The organism is Photobacterium lipolyticum, from assembly GCF_003026475.1.
Lineage (GTDB): Bacteria > Pseudomonadota > Gammaproteobacteria > Enterobacterales > Vibrionaceae > Photobacterium > Photobacterium lipolyticum.
In genome coordinates this window covers 494,266-518,537 of the sequence record NZ_PYMC01000002.1, presented here as the reverse complement: position 1 = coordinate 518,537, position 24,272 = coordinate 494,266, and the positions used below count along the sequence as shown (strand labels likewise).

General features: G+C 47.5%; 25 protein-coding genes. 7 read left to right on the top strand and 18 right to left on the bottom strand.

Features of this window, described 5'->3' with window-relative positions; translation table 11 throughout:
* Window positions 1-437: 437 nt before the first annotated feature.
* The 18 genes from fabV to C9I89_RS05000 form a co-directional block, all read right to left on the bottom strand.
* The gene (gene fabV / locus C9I89_RS05085) at window positions 438-1,640 is read right to left on the bottom strand and encodes an enoyl-ACP reductase FabV (protein ID WP_107282254.1); all 1,203 of its coding nucleotides are present in this window, start codon (window positions 1,638-1,640) and stop codon (window positions 438-440) included.
* A gap of 184 nt (window positions 1,641-1,824) precedes the next feature.
* A complete protein-coding gene (locus C9I89_RS05080) occupies window positions 1,825-3,057 on the bottom strand; it encodes a beta-ketoacyl-ACP synthase (protein WP_107282253.1) in 1,233 nt (410 codons plus the stop codon).
* Entirely contained in the window at window positions 3,054-3,779 is a 726-nt protein-coding gene (locus C9I89_RS05075; RefSeq protein ID WP_107282252.1) for a 3-ketoacyl-ACP reductase FabG2, read from the bottom strand. Before C9I89_RS05075 ends, C9I89_RS05080 begins: the two co-directional genes overlap by 4 nt.
* Window positions 3,776-4,255 carry a hotdog family protein gene (locus tag C9I89_RS05070; protein WP_107282251.1) on the bottom strand — a complete coding sequence of 160 codons (480 nt, stop codon included), beginning with the start codon at window positions 4,253-4,255 and terminating at the stop codon, window positions 3,776-3,778. Before C9I89_RS05070 ends, C9I89_RS05075 begins: the two co-directional genes overlap by 4 nt.
* Entirely contained in the window at window positions 4,248-5,522 is a 1,275-nt protein-coding gene (locus tag C9I89_RS05065) for a beta-ketoacyl-[acyl-carrier-protein] synthase family protein (protein ID WP_107282250.1), read from the bottom strand. Before C9I89_RS05065 ends, C9I89_RS05070 begins: the two co-directional genes overlap by 8 nt.
* A gap of 15 nt (window positions 5,523-5,537) precedes the next feature.
* A complete protein-coding gene (locus C9I89_RS05060) occupies window positions 5,538-6,188 on the bottom strand; it encodes a DUF3261 domain-containing protein (RefSeq protein ID WP_107282249.1) in 651 nt (216 codons plus the stop codon).
* Window positions 6,185-8,524, bottom strand: coding sequence for an MMPL family transporter (locus C9I89_RS05055; protein ID WP_211315209.1), 2,340 nt, complete (start codon window positions 8,522-8,524; stop codon window positions 6,185-6,187). The genes C9I89_RS05060 and C9I89_RS05055 overlap by 4 nt, the downstream gene beginning before the upstream one ends.
* Window positions 8,508-9,176 carry a LolA family protein gene (locus tag C9I89_RS05050; protein ID WP_107282248.1) on the bottom strand — a complete coding sequence of 223 codons (669 nt, stop codon included), beginning with the start codon at window positions 9,174-9,176 and terminating at the stop codon, window positions 8,508-8,510. The genes C9I89_RS05055 and C9I89_RS05050 overlap by 17 nt, the downstream gene beginning before the upstream one ends.
* Window positions 9,160-9,597, bottom strand: a complete 438-nt coding sequence (locus tag C9I89_RS05045) for an acyl-CoA thioesterase (protein ID WP_107282247.1) — start codon at window positions 9,595-9,597, stop codon at window positions 9,160-9,162. The genes C9I89_RS05050 and C9I89_RS05045 overlap by 17 nt, the downstream gene beginning before the upstream one ends.
* Entirely contained in the window at window positions 9,594-11,141 is a 1,548-nt protein-coding gene (locus C9I89_RS05040) for an HAL/PAL/TAL family ammonia-lyase (protein ID WP_107282246.1), read from the bottom strand. Before C9I89_RS05040 ends, C9I89_RS05045 begins: the two co-directional genes overlap by 4 nt.
* Entirely contained in the window at window positions 11,131-12,819 is a 1,689-nt protein-coding gene (locus tag C9I89_RS05035) for a glycosyltransferase family 2 protein (protein WP_107282245.1), read from the bottom strand. Before C9I89_RS05035 ends, C9I89_RS05040 begins: the two co-directional genes overlap by 11 nt.
* Complete coding sequence (locus C9I89_RS05030; RefSeq protein WP_107282244.1) at window positions 12,819-13,169, bottom strand: ApeI family dehydratase; 351 nt, start codon at window positions 13,167-13,169, stop codon at window positions 12,819-12,821. The genes C9I89_RS05035 and C9I89_RS05030 overlap by 1 nt, the downstream gene beginning before the upstream one ends.
* An 18-nt stretch (window positions 13,170-13,187) precedes the next feature.
* A complete protein-coding gene (locus C9I89_RS05025; protein ID WP_245905404.1) occupies window positions 13,188-14,540 on the bottom strand; it encodes an AMP-binding protein in 1,353 nt (450 codons plus the stop codon).
* A 23-nt stretch (window positions 14,541-14,563) separates the two neighbouring features.
* Window positions 14,564-15,121: a COG4648 family protein gene (locus tag C9I89_RS05020; protein WP_107282243.1), complete on the bottom strand. Its 558-nt coding sequence runs from the start codon at window positions 15,119-15,121 to the stop codon at window positions 14,564-14,566.
* Complete coding sequence (locus tag C9I89_RS05015) at window positions 15,121-15,378, bottom strand: acyl carrier protein (RefSeq protein ID WP_107282242.1); 258 nt, start codon at window positions 15,376-15,378, stop codon at window positions 15,121-15,123. Before C9I89_RS05015 ends, C9I89_RS05020 begins: the two co-directional genes overlap by 1 nt.
* A gap of 22 nt (window positions 15,379-15,400) precedes the next feature.
* A complete protein-coding gene (locus C9I89_RS05010; protein WP_107282241.1) occupies window positions 15,401-15,658 on the bottom strand; it encodes a phosphopantetheine-binding protein in 258 nt (85 codons plus the stop codon).
* 6 nt (window positions 15,659-15,664) lie between these two features.
* Window positions 15,665-16,480 (bottom strand): lysophospholipid acyltransferase family protein, encoded by an 816-nt coding sequence (locus C9I89_RS05005; RefSeq protein WP_107282240.1) that lies wholly within the window; start codon window positions 16,478-16,480, stop codon window positions 15,665-15,667.
* 3 nt (window positions 16,481-16,483) lie between these two features.
* Window positions 16,484-17,257 carry a beta-ketoacyl synthase chain length factor gene (locus tag C9I89_RS05000; protein WP_107282239.1) on the bottom strand — a complete coding sequence of 258 codons (774 nt, stop codon included), beginning with the start codon at window positions 17,255-17,257 and terminating at the stop codon, window positions 16,484-16,486.
* A 144-nt stretch (window positions 17,258-17,401) separates the two neighbouring features.
* On the opposite strand from C9I89_RS05000, the gene C9I89_RS04995 reads away from it, so the two are divergent.
* From C9I89_RS04995 to C9I89_RS04965, 7 genes are all read left to right on the top strand, one after another.
* The gene (locus tag C9I89_RS04995) at window positions 17,402-17,788 is read left to right on the top strand and encodes a hypothetical protein (protein WP_107282238.1); all 387 of its coding nucleotides are present in this window, start codon (window positions 17,402-17,404) and stop codon (window positions 17,786-17,788) included.
* A gap of 38 nt (window positions 17,789-17,826) precedes the next feature.
* The gene (locus tag C9I89_RS04990; RefSeq protein ID WP_107282237.1) at window positions 17,827-18,906 is read left to right on the top strand and encodes a methyltransferase; all 1,080 of its coding nucleotides are present in this window, start codon (window positions 17,827-17,829) and stop codon (window positions 18,904-18,906) included.
* Between the two features lie 139 nt (window positions 18,907-19,045).
* The gene (locus C9I89_RS04985) at window positions 19,046-19,837 is read left to right on the top strand and encodes a ribonuclease H family protein (RefSeq protein WP_107282236.1); all 792 of its coding nucleotides are present in this window, start codon (window positions 19,046-19,048) and stop codon (window positions 19,835-19,837) included.
* A gap of 275 nt (window positions 19,838-20,112) precedes the next feature.
* The gene (locus C9I89_RS04980) at window positions 20,113-22,026 is read left to right on the top strand and encodes a methyl-accepting chemotaxis protein (RefSeq protein WP_107282235.1); all 1,914 of its coding nucleotides are present in this window, start codon (window positions 20,113-20,115) and stop codon (window positions 22,024-22,026) included.
* A gap of 177 nt (window positions 22,027-22,203) precedes the next feature.
* Window positions 22,204-22,947: a dienelactone hydrolase family protein gene (locus tag C9I89_RS04975; protein ID WP_211315207.1), complete on the top strand. Its 744-nt coding sequence runs from the start codon at window positions 22,204-22,206 to the stop codon at window positions 22,945-22,947.
* A gap of 56 nt (window positions 22,948-23,003) precedes the next feature.
* Window positions 23,004-23,450, top strand: coding sequence for a GNAT family N-acetyltransferase (locus C9I89_RS04970; RefSeq protein ID WP_107282234.1), 447 nt, complete (start codon window positions 23,004-23,006; stop codon window positions 23,448-23,450).
* 13 nt (window positions 23,451-23,463) lie between these two features.
* Window positions 23,464-23,778 (top strand): heavy metal-binding domain-containing protein, encoded by a 315-nt coding sequence (locus tag C9I89_RS04965; protein WP_107282233.1) that lies wholly within the window; start codon window positions 23,464-23,466, stop codon window positions 23,776-23,778.
* Window positions 23,779-24,272: the final 494 nt, after the last annotated feature.

Below are 24,272 nucleotides of genomic sequence, written 5' to 3'. Positions count from 1 at the left end.
ATTGTTCATCAGCTTTATAAAGGACAAAAAAGAACAGCCACACTTACGCATGGCTGTTCTTTTTTTATCCATTTTTGCTATGTGCGATCAGCTGTGGCAAATATTACCGATAATATAAATCGCATTACTTAATCTAGATTAAGGTAGTGTTATATACATCATTTAAAAACCTATCACATTGCTTCTTTGGTCGATAAAATGAAGCAACTATGCCTGCAAACCATTCCCATCACCACGTTACTTATGATACGACAAAAACCAGTTTACAGGATATGAATGAGTTTTGACTCTATCAAGGTATGGGGCATTTTCGAGTCAGTGCATCATGCTCCTTTTTGTCATCATGCTCCTTTTCTGAAAGAGAGCAGCTAAAATCGACTGGAAAACTCTCGTTAAGTCTTACGCACCGCTCGCAACGGGGAGTTTTAGTGTTAACTTTACGGCATTAATCTTTGCAAGCTATCGATGCAGATATCGGATTGATAATCAACGCCTTTAAGATCAAAACCGTTTAGCTGCATGAAGTCAGATTTATAGCCATGATAATCACCGATCTGCGCAAAATTATCGTGGGTTATTTGATTCATGAGGCTAGCAACCTCCTGCTGTACATCATCGCTTAGCTCCCAGTCATCAATGCGGATCAGGCGCTGAGAATCAACCGGCACAGTATGTTCTGTGCCGTATAACCGTTCAGAAAACAGTCGTTGCATTTGCTCGATACAGCCTTCATGCAAGCCTTTGTCTTTCATCACTTTAAACAGTGCCAGGATGTAGGGTGAAAATGCAGGAATAAAGACGCTGGCTTTGGTGACCAGGGCTTTACATACCGAGACATGGGCACTGCCGCCAATGGCTGCCAGTTTGTCATTCAGGGTATTGCTGGTGGCATGTAAGTGCATCTTGGCTCGTCCCAGTGTGCCCTGATGGTAGATAGGGTAGGTACTTTTTGCACCGATATAAGAATAAGCCACGGTCTTACACCCTTCGGCAAGCACACCTGCCTCCGATAGAATGTCAATCCAGCTGGCCCAGTCTTCACCGCCCATGACTTTTTCTGTCGCTTCAATTTCGTGTTCAAGCGCTGATTCGATGGTCATTTGTTCCATCGTATCCGTTTCAAGATTGATCGTCGGCCCGGTAACGGGCTCGCCGATAGCTTTAATGGAAGATCGCCACATTTCACCGGTTTCAGGATCGGGACGTACGCCTGTTGCCAGGCTGTAAACCACTAAATCCAGCTTGCCGTCGAACTCGGTTCTGATGTAATCAATCACTTGTTGTCGGGTTTGTGGCGAAAACGCATCACCGATAACGTTTTTACCAATCAGGCCCGCTTTTTCGGCTTCTTGGCGGAAAAAGATATTGTTATACCAGCCAGCTGTGCCCACGCCTTTTTCGCAGGGACCCCGTTCGAATGAGACACCGATGGTATCTGCTTGTGCACCACCAAAGGCAAGAGCGATACGCGAGGCTAAACCAAAACCGGATGAGGCGCCTAATATCAGAACTTTTTTCGGCCCGTTATCAATGGGGGCGACCGATTTTACGTAGTTAATTTGATTGCGAACGGCTTGCTGACAGCCTAATGGATGGGCAGAACGGGCAACGACCCCTTTAATAACGGGTGTAATAATCAATGGGATCTCCTCACATACTACCAGCGGTAATGATTAGGTTTATTGGATCATAAAAATATTCAGCTTGGTATTTAATCAATATTTGTGATGATTTGTTTTGATGCCAGATAAGGAAAGCCCCGTTCAGGGGCTTCCGGCTTTTGTTTCTGTAAAAACGCTTTAGCAGATAAGCGCTAAGTTAAAGTCAGCCCTGCCAGCGCTTGAATATCAGTGAGGTGTTGAGCCCACCAAAGGCAAAGTTATTGCTCATAATGTACTGACAATCTAACTCGCGGCCTGGCCCGGTAATGTAGTCGAGGTCGCCGCAGCGTTCATCAATGTGGTCTAGATTCAGAGTAGGGGTAAACCAGCCGCTGTTCATCATCTCCAAACTTAACCACGCTTCAATGGCACCACAGGCACCTAAGGTATGACCGAAGTAGCTCTTTAGCGAACTGATCGGCGCTTTGTTGCCGAAGATGTTGGCCGTGGCATTACTCTCAGCAATATCGCCTTTCTCAGTTGCGGTACCATGGGCGGAAATATAGTCGATGGCATCGGCCGACAGGCCGGCATCTTTCAGTGCCATTTCCATACAGATCTGCATTGTTTCCATTTGGGGCTGGGTGACGTGGGCAGCATCGCAGTTGCTGGCAAAGCCGACAAGTTCTGCATAAATTTTCGCCCCGCGGGCAACGGCATGTTCGTACTCTTCCAGTACTAATGTACCCGCACCTTCACCGATCACCAGGCCATCACGTTCAGTATCGTAAGGACGGGGAGTTGACTTCGGCGCGTCGTTTTTCAAGCTGGTCGCAAACAGAGTATCAAAGACCGCGGATTCAGTCGGGCATAGCTCTTCTGCACCGCCGGCAACCATTACGGTCTGGTAGCCATGTTTAATGGCTTCATAAGCATAACCAATTGCCTGGCTGCCAGATGTACAGGCACTGCTGGTCGGGATCACCCGCCCACGCAAACCAAAGAACAGACCGACATTAACCGCGGAGGTGTGCGGCATCATCTGTACATAAGTGGTCGCGTTAATCGCTTTGGTGGTCTTTTCATTTAGCATCACACCAAAGGCTCCGATTGCCGCGGTACTGCCCGTTGATGAACCGTAAGCAATACCGGTCTGGCCGTTGGTCAGTACTTCGTTATCGATCAAGCCGCTTTGGAGCAGGGCATTTTCAGTTGCAAGAGTGGAAAGCTTGGAAACCCGGCCCATTGAGCGGATCTTTTTACGGGTGTAATGTTTGGGTAACGTGAAGTCTTCGATGGGGGCCGCAAGCTTGGTATTTAAACCGTCATACTGCTCATAGTCCGTCATGTACACCGTGGCATTCTCACATGCACGGAGTTTAGGCTCGATGCTTGCCCAGTCCTTACCGAAGGCGGTAACACCAGACATACCTGTAACAACAACGCGGCGGGTCATACAAGACCTCCGTTTACAGAAATAACTTGGCGGGTGACATAAGCGGCAATATCAGACATCAGATAACTGACTAACCCGGCCACTTCTTCTGGCTCGCCCATACGACGAAGCGGCACCAGTGGCAACGCATGCTCCTTCACGTGTTCGTCTACCATGCCGGTATCAATCAGTCCCGGAGCGACACAGTTAACGGTGATTTTGCGTTTTGCCAGTTCAAGAGCCAGTGATTTGCTTGCGCCGATAACGCCGGCTTTGGCTGCACTATAGTTGGTTTGACCGCGGTTACCCATAACGCCGGACGCTGATGCGATAGTGATAATACGGCCACCTTTGCGTTTTTGTACCATAGGCATGACACACGGATGAAGCACGTTATAGAAGCTGTCGAGGTTAGTGCTGATCACGCCATCCCACTCTTCTTCTGTCATGGCGGGAAAGGCGGTATCTCGGGTTATCCCTGCATTGTTGATCACGCCATAATAGGCGCCATGTTCGGCAATATCTGCTTCCAGACGTTCTCGGCTCTGGGGGCGATCACAGATATCAAATTGAATTAGACGACCGGATCCCCCGGCTTGTTCAATCTCAGCCAATGTGGCCTCTGCACCTGATTTATCACTCATATAATGGACGGCAATAGTAAAGCCATCTTTAGCAAGCTGGGTTGCAATTGCACGTCCGATGCCTTTGCTCGCACCCGTAACTAATACGTGTCGGATCATGAGTGGTTCCTATTTTTTTGAAAACTGCCTAACATTTGATCTAATTTCTCTTGAGGTGGTACGAAGGCATTCAGCTGACTGGACGCCAGTTCTTTGCCCAGGCATTCAATACGGCAGCTAAATACAGCCATGCCATTGCTTTCCATTAAGCGCTCGGCATAAATGTCGAGTACATCGCCTTCCTTAAACGCGCTGCAGTTAGTTTGGTAGCGACGGCTGCCAAGTAAAAAACCGATGGGGGAGGCTTCACCTTGTAGCCAGGCATGATAGCCAGACCAGCCTGCAACAGACTGTGCCATAAATTCAATGCCGACGTAACCCGGAATGGTTCGGCTATCTGGATTAAAGAAAATACAGTGTTCACTGATGGTGGCCTGGCAATGTACATGCTCTTCACCGACGTCGATAAGCTCGTCAACCAACACCATAGGTGCATCGTGTGGAAGCAGTTGATGGAGGTGGGGAATACTAGTCATGGACATACCCAAAGATCAGGCTGATGTTATTGCCACCAAAGGCAAAAGAATTACTTAAAACCGCCTGTTTCGTCAGTTTTGTCTCGGGTTGAACCAGATTCACTGGCGCTAAGTTATCGGCAATCTGACCGTCATTGATCTGCGCGGGCAGATTGATACTGTAGTGCAGAATGTGCCAGCAAATGGCGGCTTCTACCGCACTGGCCGCCCCCAGAGTGTGGCCAGTGAAAGGTTTGGTTGAACTGACTGGCGTCTGCACACCAAAAACCCGGTGAATAGCTTTGGCCTCCATCTCGTCATTGAGCGGCGTTGCGGTGCCATGGGCATTAACATAACCGATATCTTGCGGGGTTAACCCCGCATCAGCTAATGCTTTTCGCATCGCTTCTACCGCTCCGTTTCCTTCCGGGTGAGGGGCGGAAATATGGTGGGCATCGGAACTGTCACCTGCACCTAATAACGCAATCGGCTTGCCACTATTGCCGGCTTGTTGTGGTTTATCTGCATCAAGTGGTTGTAGCTCAGATGAAAGAGACAGCAGCATGAAGGCTGCCGCTTCGCCAATGTTGATGCCATCGCGGTTTTCGCTAAAAGGGTTGCACAAGGTGCTGGAAAGCGCCTCTAAACCATGAAACCCGTTTAATGTCAGACGGCATAAAGAATCAGCACCGCCGACGATCACGGCATCTACAATACCGGCTTGAAGCAGCCGTTTGGCTGACAAAAACACCCGGCCGCTGGAAGAGCAAGCGGTAGAAAGGGTGTAAGCCGGCCCTTTGAGGTCAAAGTAGTCGGCAATAAACTCGCTCGGATTGCCAACTTCCTGTAGGCAGTAATGAAAGTCTTCAGGAAAGTTACCATTTTCATTTTTGGCCGTGAGTGCTCGTTCGTTATCAGCGATACCTGAGGTACTGGTACCGACAATAACGGCTATACGTTCATGGCCATATTGGGCAATGGCTTGCTCGATAGGTTCGGCAATTTGCAGCAATGCCGATAATGCCAGGCGGTTATTATACGAATCCTGCTGTTTGCAGCGTATAGGAATAACGGGCAGTTCACTGACCACTTTCCCCACAACCGTATCTGTTCCGTCATTGAGCCACCCTGAGACAGGGATCATGTCAGGTGAACGCCCCTGTTGCAGGCGAGCATGTATCTCCTCGGCATTGAGGCCTAACGCGGAGTTAAAACCACACCCGTGTATATACACCGGGCAGGGGCCGTGTTTCGAGAGTTTGTTGATTTTCGATATTTTTATGGTCATCGCGAATAATCGAACTTATTTTAATGGGCTGTAATTTAACGTTTTAATCGTAATGGTGTATCCCAACGGATAATGGGTAAACACGATGTCACCAGCGAGATGCGGCGTTGCTTTATATTCAACATCAGCGACAACATTACCTCTATCATCAATAAGCTGTCGATGCTGTGATATTTCTATCAATTGCCAGCCGATGCTTTGCAATGGACTGCGCCAGGCGTCTACCGGCCACAGGGTAAGCATCAGATTGAACAGTACTTGCTCCGGTTGCGGCAGCGTTTCGCCAAGCCCCGGTAGTACGCTGGCCTCAATGGTCTGATTTTCATAACTCAGGCTGAGAATACGTGAGCCCCAGGATGAAAAACCGGCAAGCGCAATTTTTTGATGATCGACTTGCAGCTGTACGGGTAACTGGTGGCTCTGTTCGGCCCATTGCGCAGTAATAAGCTGGCTGGCTGTTAATGTTCGTCCAAGGTCTGCGGGGGCAGGCAAGGTAACATAAGTATCAGGTGCGATATTGACCTGATTGGCTTGGGGCTCAGGCTTGCTGGCACAACCACTGATCACCGTCAGCAAAATGACCAGACCGAAGGCTTTTGTAAGCAGTACTGGCTTTGTTAACCGAACGGACGTTAATAACTGCCTATTCTTGGCTGCGAGTTTCATTCGTCGACCTCATCTGTATGGCTAGCGTGCTGTGGCATGGAAAGCGGGGCAAGTAACCAGGCAACCATGATACCTGTTAGCACGGTGATCCCAAAACTGTGGATCGCCTGGGTCGCGCTCAATGCCAGTAAGCCGAAAGAGAGCAGGGTGGTTGCTGCTGACAGGCTGATGGCCAATAGCGTACTTTTGGGCTGGGTCTGTTCGGCAAAGAACACGGTGTAGTCGATACCGATACCTAAGATCAGGATCAACGCAAGTAGATTAAACAGGTTTAGCGGCACCCCCGTTATAGCGGTAACCGCAATGCCGACACAGCCTGCGATAACGGGGGGAACAATTAGCAATATCCCTTGTTTGAGCCCATAGCGCCATACCAACAAGGACATAATAGCCCCGGTGGCGGCTACTAACAGTTCAGTTACTCGTATCCGGTATTCACCGAACAATGAAGAGACTTCATCGGCTTTATCGAGATAACTGAGCGCCGGATGCTGAGCTGCAAATTGCTGTATAGCTTGCGGGTCGCTGACGCCACTTAACAGGATAATGGCCGATTGCTGATTGCTGAGTTTACCCAGCCACATAAAGCGCAGTGGCGCTGATACCGGTGATGCCAGAAACTCATTAATCGTTAATGGGCTGAAGTCATGATTAAGTTTTATATCAGTGTTGAGTTTAAGTTGTTGAGTCAGCGCAGCTCCTTGTTGCTGGTAGAGCTGGTGGATCAACCGAAAGTTATTTAGCTGTGACCGTTCTGATGGTAAGTACTGACTAATGCTCTGATAGCCTTCTAAGGCGGCCTGTTTGGGGGATGTGTTTTTTCCGATCATGGTATCGAGCTGATCGGTTACCCGGATTAGCTGATCTAATAATGCCTGCTCGTCGGCTGCTTTGACTAATAGCATTTGCTGACTATGACTAACGCCGGTGATGGTCTTAATGGTTTCCTCTTGCTGTTTAAGTGCGGCAGGAAGAGCTTGTAGCTGGCGAATATCATCGTTATAGCTGGCATGGTAAATACCGACTAATGAGGCAAGTAACAAGGCCGATGGCAGAGCAATACGGACCGCGGGCTTTTGCCACACGGCCAGCCACGTTGACATTAATGTCGTCATTGGCAAGGTGCGAGGCTGACTCGGTGTACGAGCCAGAATCGGGTACCAGCACACCACCGTGGCATATGCGGCGGTTAAGCCGAACGCAGAGAATAACGACAGCTGCTGCAAGCCGGGAAATGGCGCAATCAACATACCTAAATAGCCAATCAGGCTGGTGATCAGGCCTAGAGTGATGGCAACAAAAATATGCTGCAGCCCTCGCCGCGCATTCCAGTTATTGCCTTCGGCTAACCGGTCGGTCAGGAAGTGGAACGCATAATCAATGGAGACTCCGATCAGGCTGGCACCAAAGACTAAGCTGAACAGATGAACCTTGCCGAAGATCGCTACGGTAAGCACAAAAGCCGCTAACAGCCCGCAGGTAATTGAGAGCAGAGCCAGTACCAGCGGTAGCGGACTGCGATAGACCACCAATAGCAATACGATAATACCGAGCAGTGAACCCAAACCGATGGTGCTGATTTCACTTTTGGCGCTTTCGGTACCGTATGCGGCATAGAAAATCACCCCGGTATGGAGTACCTCGACAGCAAACTGCTGGCGAATTTGATCTTCGAGTGCCGCCAATTCGGGGAGTTGCTGTTGTAATCCCAGATTATAGGCCGAGCCAGCCAGATCTGCGGTGATCAGGACATAGTCTTTGCCTTGATGGCTTGATGTTAAGAACCCGTTAGTAAGCTTGAAACTGCCTGACTGGGCGGTCAGTTGGGCTAAAAAATCACGGAACAGCAGAAAGGGATCGCTTTTCAGCTCGCTGCTTGTGACACCGGAAAAAGGATTGTAAAGTGCTTGGATCACGCGTTGGACTTGTTGTTCGGGGGCATCTTGTAAGCGTTTTTTTTGTTCTGGTGTTAATAACTGAAAGCGCTTCGGAAAGTAAAGCTGCCCCCAGGCTTGTTGCAGGTTCTGACTCAGTTTGCCTGTGACGTCACTGAACATGCCGAGGGTTGATAGCTGGGTTGAGAATTGCTTTGCCGCAGTAACGACCTGCGCTTGGTCTTTACTGCCGATCAGGAAGATAACTTTGTTGCTCATGCTATCGGCAACCTGATCGAAAGCTTGTTGTGCTACCGGATCTTGCCGGTTCTCAGGTAGCAGCGCCAGAATATTGGTTTCGATCGGCATTTGGCGGCTGGCTGTTAGCTGGTATCCCAAGACGCCAGCCAGTAGCAGCACAATCAACAGCCAAACGGCGGCAAGGTTAGAATTGGAAGGCACGTTGTTCTTCTGAGGTTAGTTCAGCGGGTACAGTACGTTGGTTAGAAAACGTAATGTCGGTGATATCACCACGAATTTCAGTCAATGTCAGGTGATTGATATAATCTTGCCCATTAATGGTGATCGTTTTAAGAATGGCATTCAGCGGGGCCGATTTGGGAGTAAGCACTAACTGCCACTGACTTTCTTTGGCCGTGGTTTTGGTATTGTCGGTTAATACCATGTCGAACTGATCAGTTAGCTGACTTGTATCACCTTTGAACAGCGAAAGAAACACGTGGCTGAAATAGAATACCATCGGATTTTCACTGGCAGAGACAACCTGGGCAGGCTGATCCGCGAATTGCTGGCTCAATTTATCTTTGGTTAGGATTAGCGATACCGGAAAAGGTGTTGTCTGTTGCCATAACAGACCCTGCTTTTCAGCCAGCAGAAACTTGCCTTGTGAAGTCAGCGGCTGATTGAACATTTCCATCTTACGGCTTTGCTCAAAGTCACCGCGTACAATGGGTTGGTTTGATAGCTGTTGCTGCAGCCCAGGCAATGAAATTGCCTGGGCTGAAACACTTGTCATGACGGCGAGAGTAAAGCAGAGACTGGCACCGAGAGATCTCCCCCATTGTTTGATCTTCTGCTTATTTATTAACAGCATGCCATGTCTCTACTTTGTCAGTGAATATTGTCGGTGACACAAAGCACATTTCACCACTGTCGGTACTGACAGCGACCTGCACAGTGTGTGCTTTGGTCATGCGCTGCCCGGTTTGTGCATCATAAATCACGTAATCGACTCGCACGCGGTTTTCCCACTCTGTCAGGGTGGCAGAAACACGGATCTGATGATGAAACGGGATTGGCTTGATGTACTTCACTCGGGTATCAATAACCGGCCACACATAGCCGGAGTCCATCAGATCCTGATAACGGTCAAAAATCTTTGTCATCAAGATCCGGCGTGCTTCTTCAAAGAAGCGGAAGTAATTGCCGTGATACACCACGCCCATAGGGTCAGCGTCCTGAAAGGACGTGACCATAGTGACTTCAGCGCTTATATGGGTCATATTTTCTTTCATTTATACAATTCCCAGTGCTGTTGCTGAATTTTTGCAATGAAATTACGCAACTCATTTTCCAGCGGGCGGTCTTCAATAATGAGGTCGAAGTCGTGCATTACCGCATTTGTCATTGTTTTCAGTGCCGGGCTGAAGTGGTTTTCATCCAGTTCATGATGGCGTTTGCGGATCTCTAACGCCTGCGATGCAGCCAGTAGTGAAGCTGCGGCCACCTGTTCCGTTAGCTGCAAAACGCGCAGGCAATCGCGGGAAGCGATGGTTCCCATGCTCACTTTATCCTGGTTGTGGCATTCAGTTGAGCGTGAAAAAACGCTGGCTGGCATGGTGTGTTTCAGCGCTTCTGCCGTCCACGCCGAAACACCAATTTGAACCGCTTTAAAGCCGTGATTAATTGGCTTGCGTTCACCTTCTGCACCAGTGAGGTTGAACGGTAGGCCGTTATTAAATTTATAATCCATCAGCTGAGCCATCTGACGATCCAGCAGATCGGCGATGTTAGCCACGGCTGTTTTCAGGGTATCCATCGCCATTGCGATATGGCCACCGTAGAAATGACCACCGTGCAGTACGCGCTCGTTGTCGCCATCGATAATTGGGTTATCGTTAGCACTGTTGAGCTCATTTTCGATCATCTGACGCAGCCATGGCAGGCTGTCTTGCAAGACACCGATAACGTGTGGAGCACAACGCAATGAGTAACGATCTTGTAAGCGATCACTGTTTCGTGGCGGACGATCAGCCTGTAGATCAGAGCGTAACCAGCTGGCAATTTGTTGCTGGCCGGGGTGGGGTTTCACTGCGAAAAGGGCTTCATCAAAGTGAAAGTCGTTGCCGTGCATGCCAACAGAGACCATTGCCGTAATTTTGGTCGCTAACTGCGCCAGATATTCTGCACGTTTATAAGCAATACAAGCTAATGCCGTCATGACGGCAGTACCGTTCATCAATGCCAGGCCTTCCTTCGGCTTCAGCTTGATGGGCTTGATTCCGAGCTCGGCGAATACTTCAGCTGTCGGGCGGATTTCACCTTTATAAATAACTTCACGCTCACCAATTAACGCAGCGGCTAAATAAGATAGGGGCGTTAAATCACCGCTGGCACCGACAGAACCTTCCTGTGGAATACGTGGTGAGATGTCTTGATTGATCAGGGTTACAATCTGATTTAGCAGATCATGGCTGACGCCAGAAACCCCCTGAGCCAGAGAACACAAACGGGTTGCCAGTACGGCACGTGCTTGCTGGTGGTCAAGGTTTTCGCCCAGGCCACAGCCGTGGAAACGGGTCAGATGCAGCGGTAGCTCATCAACCAGATCAGGCGGAATGGCAACCGTACAAGAATCACCGTAACCGGTTGTGACGCCGTAAATGACGCCCTCTTCTTTGAGCAGCCGCTCAAGAAAAGCGACGCCTCGATCTATTTTTGCTGTGTATTCCGGTGTGCTGTTCATTTCAGCGGGGCTGCCATTGGCAATCGCGAGCACATCTTCAATGGTCAGGCGCTCTGCGCCGAATTGGATCTTTGGTTGGGTCTTATTTGTCATTGTTTTTATCACTTAACCGCCAGAAATTAAAGAAGTTATACCATTGTAGCGGTGCCTTCATCGTATAGTGTTCAAGATGGGAGGCATACTGATTGACGACATTTTTTAGAGCCTCTTCACGTTGCCCTCTTGGCAGCTTGACTTGTTCGCAAAAGGGTTCGAAATAGATATCAAAATGCGGCGTTTTCTGATTGTCATCGCGCAGACCAAATAAGAGGTAAACCGGTGATTTCAAAACCGCAGCTAGGATGAATGGCCCCTGCGGAAAGGGTGCTGGCTGGCCAAGAAAATCGGCCCAGACGACGCGTTGTTCTTTAGTGGCAGAGGTGCGATCGCCAACAATGACAATCCATTCTCCTTGTTCTAACTTTTGCTCCAGCAAAATAGCGGTATCCGGACCCAGCTGGCTAACCTGGATCAGGTTGAGATCAGATGTAGGATTGACCGCTTTCATGACCGCATTAAAACGTTCGGCATGTTCGGTAAACACCAGTGCGTTAATTCTCAGATTCTCATGACGTCGACTCAATGCCCGGCACAATTCCAGGTTACCCAGGTGGGAGCCAATGATCACTATGCCCCGATCTTGATGAACAAGAGCCTCAAAATTTTCAAAGCCATGCAGGGTCAGATTTTTTTCGGAAAAATCTCCCCGCCATGCCGCTAATTTGTCCAGCATGGTATGACCAAACGAGAGAAGATGCTGGTAGCTGGTGAGCTTTCCTTGTAGCGTGATCCCTTGTTGTTTGGCATGGGTGGTTAATTTTTCCAGGTATAATTCGGATGCCTTACGTGCTGATTTTCCGGTCAGGTAGTAGTAAGCGATAACGGGTTTTAGCAATAAGTTAAACGCGGTTCGTCCCAGTAGCGAATAAACAGCCAGCAGGGTTTTAATCCCGATAATGGTGCCTCGCTCTGCATGGGAAGACCAGTGATGTTGCTGGCTTCGCTTACGTTTTAACAGTTTAGGGATACGCGGTAACATGCCGAAGAACAAGCGGGTGTGCATGGCACTGATTTTCACGTTGTCCCATAACGCATTGAAGTGGGAAATCCCCCCTTCGGGATAAATGACTTTTGTGTCAATAAAGCGAACATTGCAATCATCCCAGTACATACGAACCATGATTTCAGTATCAAAATCCATCCTTTTACCTGTCTTATTGCGATCCAATACCTTTATCGTGTGACCGATAGGATAAGCCCGAAAGCCGCACATACTGTCTTTGATAGTAAAAGAGAGCGTTTCAATCCAGACCCAGATATGGGTAGCATAGCGGCCATATAAACGGGCCTTTGGGACAGATTCGTCATATACGGGCTGACCCGAAATTAACGCAGTTGGGTGAGCTTGCGCCTCAGCAATCAGCTTGGGTAGTGCATCTAAGTTGTGCTGGCCGTCCGCATCAATTTGAATGGCATGGCTGAAGCTTTGCTTAAAGGCCAGATAAATACCCGCGATGACAGCCCCGCCTTTGCCCTGATTTTCTGGCAGGGTGATGACACTGATATGCTCGCGTTGTTCTTGTTCGGCAAGAATCGCTTTAGTTTGTTCATCACTGCCATCATCAACAATAATAACCGGCAAGTTGTAACTCGCCAGTGAATCTAATACTGCTGGTACGGTTTTGCCGTGGTTATAGCAGGGGATCAGAAAACAGGGATGGAACGTCGTCATTACTCAGTATCCAATTTGATTCGGCCTGAAGAGTGGGGGCCGTTTTCTGACGTATAAGAAAACTGCAGTTTCTGTTTATCTTCTGACCAGCATAAGGTCAGCTCCACAATACTGTCAGGTAAAATCGGGTTCTGAAATTTAATCACTTCCATCCCGGCAAAATTAGGGTGGGCATTTAATAGTATCTGGCCGTAAAAAAAAGCCCAGTCAATTTGGGTGACACCAGGCAGTAAAGGATGTGAAGGGAAATGCCCCTGAAAATCTAAAATATCGGCATCGACTTTCAACGTCAGTACAGCACTGTCATTAGTGATTTTTTGAGTGATAATAGTGGGTTTGCGTTTTGTCATTATAGTACTGGCTTTCTCTTAAATTTCTTTGGATTCTTGTTTGAACAGCAGCTCCAAGTCCCTGATCAGCCGTTTGCCCTGGGTGTTAAGCGGGATCTCATCAACCGCTCGATAGCGACGGGGGATGCCGATAGGCTCCAGCCATAGCCTTAATTCCTGTCGCAATTTCAACCAGAACTTGCCTTTGCCCATGTCTGATAAGGTTGCTTTGCCCTGTTTGGTCAGGGTGATGACGGCTGCCAGAATCAAACGGTTGGTTTCTTCCTGCGGAAAAACGGCCGCTTCTTCAATCCATTCCAGCTGGCATAAACGACGTTCGACCTCGGTTAATGAGATCCGCTTTTCTTCAATTTTAACCACTCGATCTGCACGACCTTTCAGCATGAACTGATCTGCACCCAGCGGCTCACATTGATCGCTGGTTTGATACCAGTTATCAGGATCTATAAACGGTGAACGCAGACGCAAACATCCCTCGGCATTTAACGCCATGTCGATAGAAGGAAAAAGTTGCCATGGCGTTGTCGTTTCCTGTTGCTGACGATAGCCGATACCGCCCGTTTCAGTACTGCCAAATACTTCAAACGGGAGTTGCTCAAACAAATGTAAACTCTGCTGCGCAGCACTTGGTGGTAATGGGCCTCCGGATGAAAAAATGGCACGATAGCTTGTGGTTGCCTGATCATCTGTCAGCCGTTTTAACAGTGCCGGACTACTGATTAAGGTGGTGTTCTGACCGGCATGTGCCATGACTTGCTCTGGATAGATCAAGTCAAAGCGTTCAAATAGTAGGCCCGCACAGAGCGGCCACAATACCCGGAACAGTAAGCCGTAAATATGTTGGTGAGAGACGGTACTGGCAATGGTTGAGTTTGACAGTAATTCCCCCCAAGTGGCGTCCAGCTGGGTGATTTCAGCATCAAGCAAGTCGAGGGTTTTCTCAATCGCTGTCGGGGTGCCGCTAGAGCCTGAGGTAAACAGGGTTAAACGAATATCACAAAGAGGTAATGGTGCAAAATGGGTGAAATTCGTTATCTCTTCAGTATCTGATACCGGAAGCTTTAAAGCGGCCTTATCAAAGTTATGCTGAAATACGCCATCATGCAAAATCGCATCGAAGTGGGTTGATAGTTCAGCTAACGCGGCAGGTTGATGGTTGCCGGGTAAAATAATATGACGCCTGGCGTGCGCTGCCGCCATAAAGGCAACGGCAAAATAGTAGCTGTCTTCAAAGCAGATAGCCCAACGCAGGTGCTTGCTGAGTATCAGTTGCTCAGTCAGCTGGCTGACATCATGATTAAACTGTGACCACGTGACGATATTAGCCTGTGTGATTGCCACTGGCTGAGAGTCAGGCCTGGGAGAGGACATCAGGTTTGCTAAAGATCTGGTGTTCATGACTTTTTTTGCACCCATTGGCGAATAAACCATTCCGAGATAAACAGGCAACCAGCCAGAATGTAACTGATCAAGCCGTTATACAGTGTCCATACAGCTAATGGCATGAAGCAGGTGGTTAACGCAATCGTACCATTGAGCACAAAAAATCCGCACCAGACCTTGGTGACAGTACGGGTGTAACGTACGCCACTCTCAGGTAAGTCCGGTTCTTGCAACCGTGCCAGACGTTCAATCAGGGTTTTTTTCTGCCATAAGCTGGATGCGAACAAACCGAGCATCAGTGTATTGACTATCACCGGATAAAAGGTGAACCAGCCTTCTTGTCGAAACAGGCCGCCAAGTAACGTCAAAACAATCCCGGCGCCACCACTGATCCATGCGATGTATTTGAATTCGCGCAGACGTGTTTGGTTTCCCGCGATGATCCGCAGTAAAAACAAGACCGCCAGCAACCCGGCTACAGTACCCAACCCCCATTGGCTAAGTCCGTAATAAACTGCTAGCGGGTAAGCGAGTAATGCAATCGCTGACAGTACCGTCAGCAGATGCATTATTCAGCCTTCAGAAGATTAACAACCGCATCGACAATATCGTCGACGGTACGGACAGATTTAAATTCTTCCGGCTTGATTTTTTTACCGGTCTGATTTTGCAGATAAACGACAAGATCAACGGCGTCAATGCTGTCTAAATCAAGTTCTTGATAAAGCTGTGCTTCAGGTTTGATATCGTCAGCATCAACTTCAAATAACTCCACTAATGCATCACGTACGAGTTCAAAAATTTGGTTACGATTTACTTCTGTCATAATGGTTACGCTTTGTTTGCCGTTAGGCTTTGTTTTCTGAGATGTATTTTGCCAGATTTTCTACGGAAGCAAAGTGTTGCCGCGTGTTCGTATCATCTGCATCGATCACAACGTGATAGGTTTTCTTAATCGCTAACCCTAATTCTAATGCATCGATTGAGTCCAGGCCTAAACCGTCACCGAATAGTGGTGCATTGGTTTCGATATCATCAACCGTGATATCTTCGAGATTCAGTGCTTCAATGATTAGCATTTTTAATTCAGTTTGTAATTGGTCCACAGTGGCCTACCTGTCTTTAATAGTCTTTATACCTTCATCAGAAGGCGGAAAAATAACATCCGCAAGGTGGCGATTTAACTGCCTGGCCGCTGATGTTGATGAACTGGTTTCTCGGAGAATAGCTGCAATGTCTATTTTCTCCTTCACTTCAATGCGAAAAAAGGGTTTGGTATCCGGTACTTGATACCATTTTTTCTCTTTGGTTAAAAAGCTGGGCTTAACTGTAATATGTACCACGCGTAGATCTGTTTCTGTTCTGACTGCTATTTGTGCCGCCCCTCGCTGAAGTTTAGAGGCTTTGCCCGGTGTTGTACGCGTACCTTCCGGAAAAACTAATAATACATTGCCACTTTTAAGCCTTACGCTGCAGTCTTCCAATAAGCTCTCAGGGTCGCGATTCGGAATATAACCTGCCGCTTTTACAATCCCTTTCATAAATGGATTGTGCCATATAGCCGCTTTAACTAAACAATCGCATTGCGGTAAACGCGACGCAATTAACACGTAATCAATCAAACTTGGGTGATTGGCGACTATTAGGCAGTTGCGATCTTGCTGCAGCACTTCCTCGCCGATAAATTCGTAGTCAATAGCTCCCCAAAACCGCATCGTCTGGCAAAAGAAAGCGAAAGAGTGACGAATGATTGATTGCACTTTCAATTCTCGCTGAGCCTGATTTTTTTCCGGTATTGTTATCAGAGGAAAGATGATAAACGTCAGGCAAAGTGCCCCAAGGCCGAAAAATGAAAAACATAAACCGGTTGCAAATACGCGCCAGATTTTATTGATGCGTTGAGAAAGAGATAAAGATTGAGCCGCCACTTATTAACGCTTCCAATGCCAATGCGTTCGCCGCGCAGCTATCGACCATGTGTTGTTCTTGCTCAGTAAATTAGCAATAACATCAAGAGACTGCGGGAGCTGTTCTTTTGACAACTTTTCTTTTGAAAATGGCGCTTGTGGTGGCCTCACAGCAGTCTGGTTTGATCCTGGCTCCCATGATAGCTGATAAGCATCGCCACCAGTTAACACCATACCCAGTGCATACCCCTGGTAGTGACCGACATCAAATTGCAGATACGGGCTCGGTAGAGGCTCATCAAAATCGACAACCAATACGTTATGAGACGGGTATTCGGCCAAATAGGCTGCAGCTTCAATCAATGCGGAATGCAAGGTGTTTTCACCAGCGCCTATCGAAGCGACCGGAATAGCCTTTCGGGTTGAGATGGTATATAAACCTGCTGCCGTATTGTGGACGGATTGAGAAAATGCGGTAGGGGATGCATCTTCCCCATTGAGGATATCCTGCAGCAGTTTGACCGTACGGGTCAGCTCACCATGTCGGCTTGAAAAAACAATGTAATCAATGTCCCGATCAGGTATTTGCTGAGTCAGGGAGATTGCCGTTTGCATAGCAAGCTTGCTCAATGAGCTCATACGACGGCGCATCACTGCCGGGATCAGGTTGCTGGGAACCGGCACGAGTGTTTCTGGCCAGATCTGATGGTTGTCTGCCCAGGTTGCCCATGCTGCCTGATCGATTAATCCTGGAGAAAGCGCCTGCCAGTTAATGATGTTAAAATGTACACTGTTCATCGGGGGGATTGTATACTTCCTGTCTCCTCGCTTCCATCATTAAAAGTAAAGTTTTGCCGTCAAATGGTTACGAGAAGAGTATATGATTGTTTATTGTTCAGGCAACGACTATTCCGATGCCTACTCATTGAATAAGGAAAAACCATGAAACTAATAAAAGGGCTGGTCGTCGCTGCCATGTTTGTTACGCTAGCGGGGTGTAGTCGAGTGCAACCGATCCTTAATGTAGAGAATACCCCAGTTGTATTTAACCTTCAAAGCTCTCAAGTAAAGCAAGCCATTATAGAGGCTGGTATTGGCCGTGGATGGGTCATGAGGGAAACAACACCGGGTAAAATTCGAGGTGAATATCAGGCGAGATCACATCAAGCGATCATTGATATTACCTATAACACGAATACTTACTCAATCGAATACGCTGATTCGGACAACCTTAAGTATGAGGACGGGAAAATTCACCGTAATTACAACCGGTGGATAAATAATCTTGATGTGGATATTAAGAAGAAGCTGGCGATGCTGGCTCAATAAAATCCATTTTTTTAACAATAATATTGGTTAGGCTATTTGTGACTTTATATCAACGCGACCCATTTAATGCACTTGATGCAAAAACGGAAGCTCAAAAACTGGCGTTTGCGCCTATTGTGTTTCATACCGCAAGAACATTGCGTGATTTAGGTATTTTGGCAGCCATCGATGCGGCGGGTCAAGATGGCCTTAATGCACAGCAAATCGCCGCGCAAACCGAAGTTTCCGAATACGGTGTTAAAGTGTTGCTGGATATGGCCCTGAGTGCACACATTGTTACCTGGAATAAGCCTAACTATGTTTTAGCAAAGCTGGGGCACTACTTGCAACATGACGGTATGACCCAGGCGAATATGGACTTCACCGCGGATGTTTGTTACGCCGCGATGATGCACCTGACCGAAGCGATTAAAGAAGGCACGCCAGCAGGTCTTAAAGAGCTGGGCGACTGGACAACGATTTATGAAGGCTTATCGCAGTTACCTGAAAAGGCCAAAGAGAGCTGGTTCAATTTTGATCATTTCTATTCAGATCGTTCCTTTCCCGTTTTGCTGGAGCGTGTCTTTGCCAATAAGCCAAAACGTCTTTTTGATATTGGCGGCAATACCGGTAAATGGGCACTGCAGTGTTGTAATCACGACCCGGACGTTGAAGTGACAATCATTGATTTGCCGCAGCAAATTGAAATGGCACTGGAAAATGCCAAACAACAGGGTTTTGCCGATCGTATCAAAGGTCACCCAACCAATATGTTGGATGCATCTCAGTCTTTGCCGAACGGCGCAGATGTGTGGTGGATGAGCCAGTTCCTTGATTGTTTCTCGCCAATGGAAATCCTCAGTATTTTACGTCGTGTTCGCCAGGCAATGTCACCCAATGCCACTGTCTACATTCTGGAGCTGTTTTGGGATGCCCAGCGCTACGATGCCGCTGCCTACAGCCTGAATGCGACATCACTGTATTTTACCTGTTTAGCCAACGGCAACAGCCGTTTCTATCGCAGTGACGATTTCCTTGAAATTGTCGCTGAAGCGGGTTTTGAGGTCGCGACCCGCACCGATGATATTGGCTTGGGTCACACGTTACTCGAGCTGAAACCTTCTCTTCCATCGAAGTAGCGGGCAAATGATGAGTTAATGGTCACGCCATTGATATTTACGGGATGCCAAAGCGATTGTGCAATTGACGAGATTGAGTGACTATTAGCGCTGCCACTAAAAGGTGTGGCAGTACGAAAGAAAGATGTAAGGTAAAGGCATGTCGAAAAAGTTCTACGTTGTATGGGTGGGTCGGGAAACAGGGGTGTTCACGAGCTGGCCGTATACCAAAAAGCAGGTTGATAAGTATCCTCAGGCAAAATACAAATCCTTTCCCTCTCAGCAGGAAGCTGAAGCGGCTTATGCTGCAGGGTGGAGTGCTGCGGGTAAAAGCGTGGTGAAAAAGCCGGCCAGTGCAGCAGGTAAGACTCCTGCGACATTGAAAACCAACGGAGTGAAATCGCCAGAGCAGGATAATGCATCATCCCAACATTTTGATGTGAAAATATACTGCGATGGTGGCTGCGATCCGAATCCAGGCAAAGCAGGGTCGGGCGTGGCAGTGTATCGCGACGGAAGTTTAGCCGAGCTGTGGTACGGGCTGTATAACCCTCAGGGAACCAATAACTCAGCAGAGCTGAATGCTTTATATCAGTCATTGCAGATAGCGAAAAAGGCGATTGATAAGAGCAAAACGGTGCAAATTCTCTGTGATTCACAATACGCCATTAACTGTATTACTAACTGGGCATTTAGTTGGCAGAAAAAGGGGTGGAAGAGGAAAACGGAAGGGGATATAAAAAACCTTGAAATTATTCAGCAGGCTCATGGGCTATATAAAGAAATAAGCAGTGATGTTGTCGTTTCGCATGTCAGGGCCCACATAGGAATAGAAGGTAACGAGCTGGCAGACCGCATGTCAATCTTTGGTATCGACCAGCAAGAAGTCCGTTTCAGACAGTATCCAGACCCGCTGGATATCCAGAAAGTACTCGCGCTGAGAGAGGGCTAACTGCTGCAATAATGCCTAATACCAATCGGTACAATGATGCTGATTGGTATGAGATATTGCCGTTTTATAAAGGCCAAAGATGATCGGTGATTTCTTTATATTCTGCGAAAAATCGAGCTGTATTCTGTAGCTGCATATCTGGTGGTTTTTGATTTATCCATGGAATTTTTTTGTGACACACATGCGTTTTTAAGTTGTAACGTTATGTAATAATTATGAATAATAATTAATTATTATAAATGCATCATAACGTATTTGAATAGTATGGATATCACGTGAATATATTATCTAGTTTTAAGGGCCGTATTATCGCGGTCGTCGTATTATTACTAACCGCTTCCTTAGCCATTTCGACTTCCCTTTCCTATCGGCAGCTTTCAACCTCAATTCTGAGCAATATTGATGAATACTCAATGCTCAAAATTGATAGCTCGTCCGATAAGATCACCGACTGGTTTCATACCATTAAAGAAGCCGTTATCGCAACTGCACCTGACTTCGTGACTGATCGCGGCGATCTGCAACTCACCCTGATGGTTAAGCAGATCGCAAACGCATCAAAAGCGTCAGATATTGTTGTGGGTTTTGAGGACGGCCGCTCTTATGGCGCTAAAAGTGGCATGCGCAGCGTATTTATGTACGATCCGCGTACTCGTGGTTGGTATAAGTCCGCCAAACTGAAGCGCAGCACTGTAATTACCGGTATCTATAAAGGGGCGTCATCGGGCAAGCTGATGGTCAGTATTGCAGAACCTTTCTTCGATGGAGACAAGCTCCGTGGTGTTTTACTTGCCGATATCGAGTTGAGCCTGCTTACCGATGTGGTTAATCAGTCCCCTTTCCCCGGAGCAATGACCGGTTTATATGACAACCAAGGGACTACCATTGCTTCAACCGGCGAAGTCGATGTTCCCGGTAAAACCAAACTGTCTGACTTTCCTGAACTCGCTGAACTAGATCGTGAAATGCGTGCCAAGGATAGCGGGATTTTCAATTACAGCTTAGGTGGTGTTGAAAAGGTCGCTTACTTCCAGGCCATTGAGCTTGATAAAGAGACCCGCTGGCACTTGCTAGTTGGTCTTGATAAGTCATTGGTCTACGCAGAAGTCGATGAAGCCTTGAATACCGCCTTATTCACCGCTGGGTTATTGATCCTCTTTGCTTCCGCGATTATTTTGGTTGTGCTGAATCGGTTGTATCGTCCGATTCTTGCGTTGAAAAGCACGATTGTCGATTTATCGCAAGGCAATGGCGATCTTACCCGACGCCTTGATGTGAATACCAAGGATGATCTTGGCCAAATCGCAGAGGCGGTAAATACCTTTATCGGCAATTTGCAAGCGATGATGCTGGAAGTCTCCCAATCATCCGGGCATATTTCAGAAGGTATCGAACAACTTAAGACGCAGGCTGAACTGAACGATACCGTATTAGCCTCTCACTCTTTAGAAACAGATCAGGTGGTAACCGCCGTAAATGAAATGAGCTCAACGGCAGACAGTGTCGCGCAAAGTGCTTCGCAATCCGCGGCATTTACGCAAAATACTAGTGACGAAGCTGAGCAATCTAAACGTGTGGTTGACGGTGCCGTAAGCAGTGTGGCGGCCTTGGTTGATGAAGTTGACGCCATGGCACTCAATATTCAAACCATGAGTGAGGATGCCCAAAAAATCGGTTCCGTCCTTAGTGTTATTGGCGAAATTGCCGATCAGACCAATTTACTTGCCTTGAATGCGGCTATCGAAGCGGCCCGTGCCGGAGAGCAGGGACGCGGGTTTGCGGTCGTAGCGGATGAGGTTCGAGCTTTGGCCGCAAGAACCCAGCAGAGTACATCTGAAATCAACGAAATGCTGACTAAGTTACATAAGGGAACAAGCTCGGTTGTCAGCGCGATGGACGACACTAAGCGCCGTTGCCAACAAACGGCTGACACGACCGCCAACGTTAACGAAAGCCTGGACACTATGGCGACATCGGTAGTCAAAATTAATGATCTGGGGATCCAGATTGCCGCGGCCGCAGAGCAGCAGAGTACGGTTACAGAAGAGATCAACCGCAACATGATGACAATCCAGGACATGGTTGGCCAGCTTACCGAGAATGGCACCCATACCATGGACAGTACGCGTAATCTTGCAAGCAGCAACGAACAGCTGGCGGCGATCGTCAGTCAATTTAAGCTTAAGTAATTTAACTCATTAGCTTAATAATCTATTCAAAGCCAGCGTTGAAAAGCTGGCTTTTTTTCGCCTGTAGAAAACCGAAATAATCAGAAAACCTAACAAGTGTGATCATTGAGTGAGCAGTGTGTGGACTACACTAATACGACTGATTTAATGACGACAGACTCTTAAAGGGATATCAAGATGAACATCAAGATAAAAATGATGCTGGCAACGTTACTGTTTACCACCGGCTCTGCTCTGGCACTGCAGGGTGAGTCAGTGAGATATCAGGTAAACGGGCAAAATTATGAGGGATACTATATTTCACCGGCTAAAGATGCACCGTTGATATTGATGGTTCATGACTGGGACGGCTTAACGGATTATGAAGTAAAACGTGCCGAGATGCTGGTTGAGGAAGGGTACGCCGTATTTGCCGTTGATCTGTTTGGTGCCGGGATCAGGCCGACAAAAGTTGAAGACAGGCGCCAGCATACAGGCGAACTCTATAAAGACAGGCAGAAAATGCGCGACTTGCTTAATGGCGGATTAAAAGCAGCAGAAGCAAAGGGGGCGAAAACTGAAGATGTCGTCGCAATGGGGTATTGCTTTGGTGGTGCAGCCGTTTTAGAGCTGGCACGTTCCGGTGCCGATATAAAAGGTTTTGTCACTTTTCACGGCGGGCTGAAAACCCCGCCAGATCAGGATTACGCCAAAACAAAAGGAAGTGTGCTGATAATGCACGGCGCGGCAGATCAGGCTATTTCAATGGAAGACTTTGCCGCTCTGTCGAAAGCGTTGGAAGCGAGCCAGGTTAGTCACGAAATGATTGTTTACAGCGGCGCACCTCACGCCTTTACGGTGTTCGATTCTCCCAATTATCGTCAAGAGGCGGATCGTAAATCATGGCATCGTTTTCTGACGTATTTGAATGAAGTGAAGTAGTTAATCATGTTTTTAACAGTTATGGTGTGGGTAAAACAATAAGTGAAAGGTACTGCATGATTGAAGAAGTAACAGTTAGCGATATTCCTGAGATAATTGTGCAAATCGATAATTCAATAAAGACATGTATCGATGTACCCCAGGCTATTGCCGATGATCTAGTCAAACATTGCGCGGACAATGTTTTGTGGTGGAAAGACCATAAGCAAAGTGCTGCACATTTTTTGTATCGTATTGATGACAGAATAGTCGGTGTCGTGTTAGTAAAAGATCACTGGAATCTGGCCAACTTGTTTGTCGAACCGGATTATCATGCCAGAGGAATTGGCAAAGAGCTGGTTTTAAAAGCGTTGTCTGCCTGTAAGAGTCGCTCTGCGAAAGGTCGGGTAAAGCTTTCTTCATCAAGCCATGCCGTGGGTTTCTATCATCGCGTAGGCTTTGAGCAGATCGGTGAAGCCAAACCGCTACCTGGTGGTTGCATTCCATTTGAATATCGTTTTTAAGGGAGTTTAAAGTATGTTGTGTGTCACAACGCCCGATGTTTCAGCTCGGGAGATTAAAGAAACGCTTGGCGTGGTTACGGGAAATGTCGTGCAATCTAAGCACGTCGGACGAGATATTATGGCCGGCTTTAAAACCATCTTTGGTGGTGAGATCAGAGGCTATACCGAGATGCTGACAGAAGCCCGGGAGGAAGCGCTGAACCGAGCGATTACCGAAGCTGAATCTTTAGGTGCAGATGCGATTGTTAACCTGCGCTTTACGACCAGTGCCATTATGCAGGGGGCGTCAGAAATTTTGGCTTATGGTACCGCGGTAAAACTACGCTAACGGCGTAATAAATGAAGGTGCATCTGAAATGAGACCTGCCGTACAGGCAGTAAGTAATAACCGCGCACTGTTACAGCGTAAATAGGTACGAATCAAAGTCACTTGTTAACCAAGGGGCTTTTGTTTTGAATACCTTTTGCTTGTTACCCATTAAAGGCTTAGGGTGACTGCTCTAAGCCGGATTTGCCCCTTTTCTTTATTAAGTCATACTCTGTTCATATCGTTCTACGATAGATTTTCTAATGTGCATTGGTCACATATCTACACTAGTACAGACAGTTGTGATAGATAGAATTTTTAAGAGCCAGTCCCAGAGTGCAGCATAACAATATTAATTTAATGAACTCCTATCGTTTGTCTTAGCAGGATAGGTAGAAATAACTGGAAGTGACAGACGGATATAAACCGTCTAACAAGCAGCATTACGGAAAGGAATTTGGATGATTTGGCAAGGACAGAAAAGAATATTGCTCATCATAGCAGACTTTAATAGC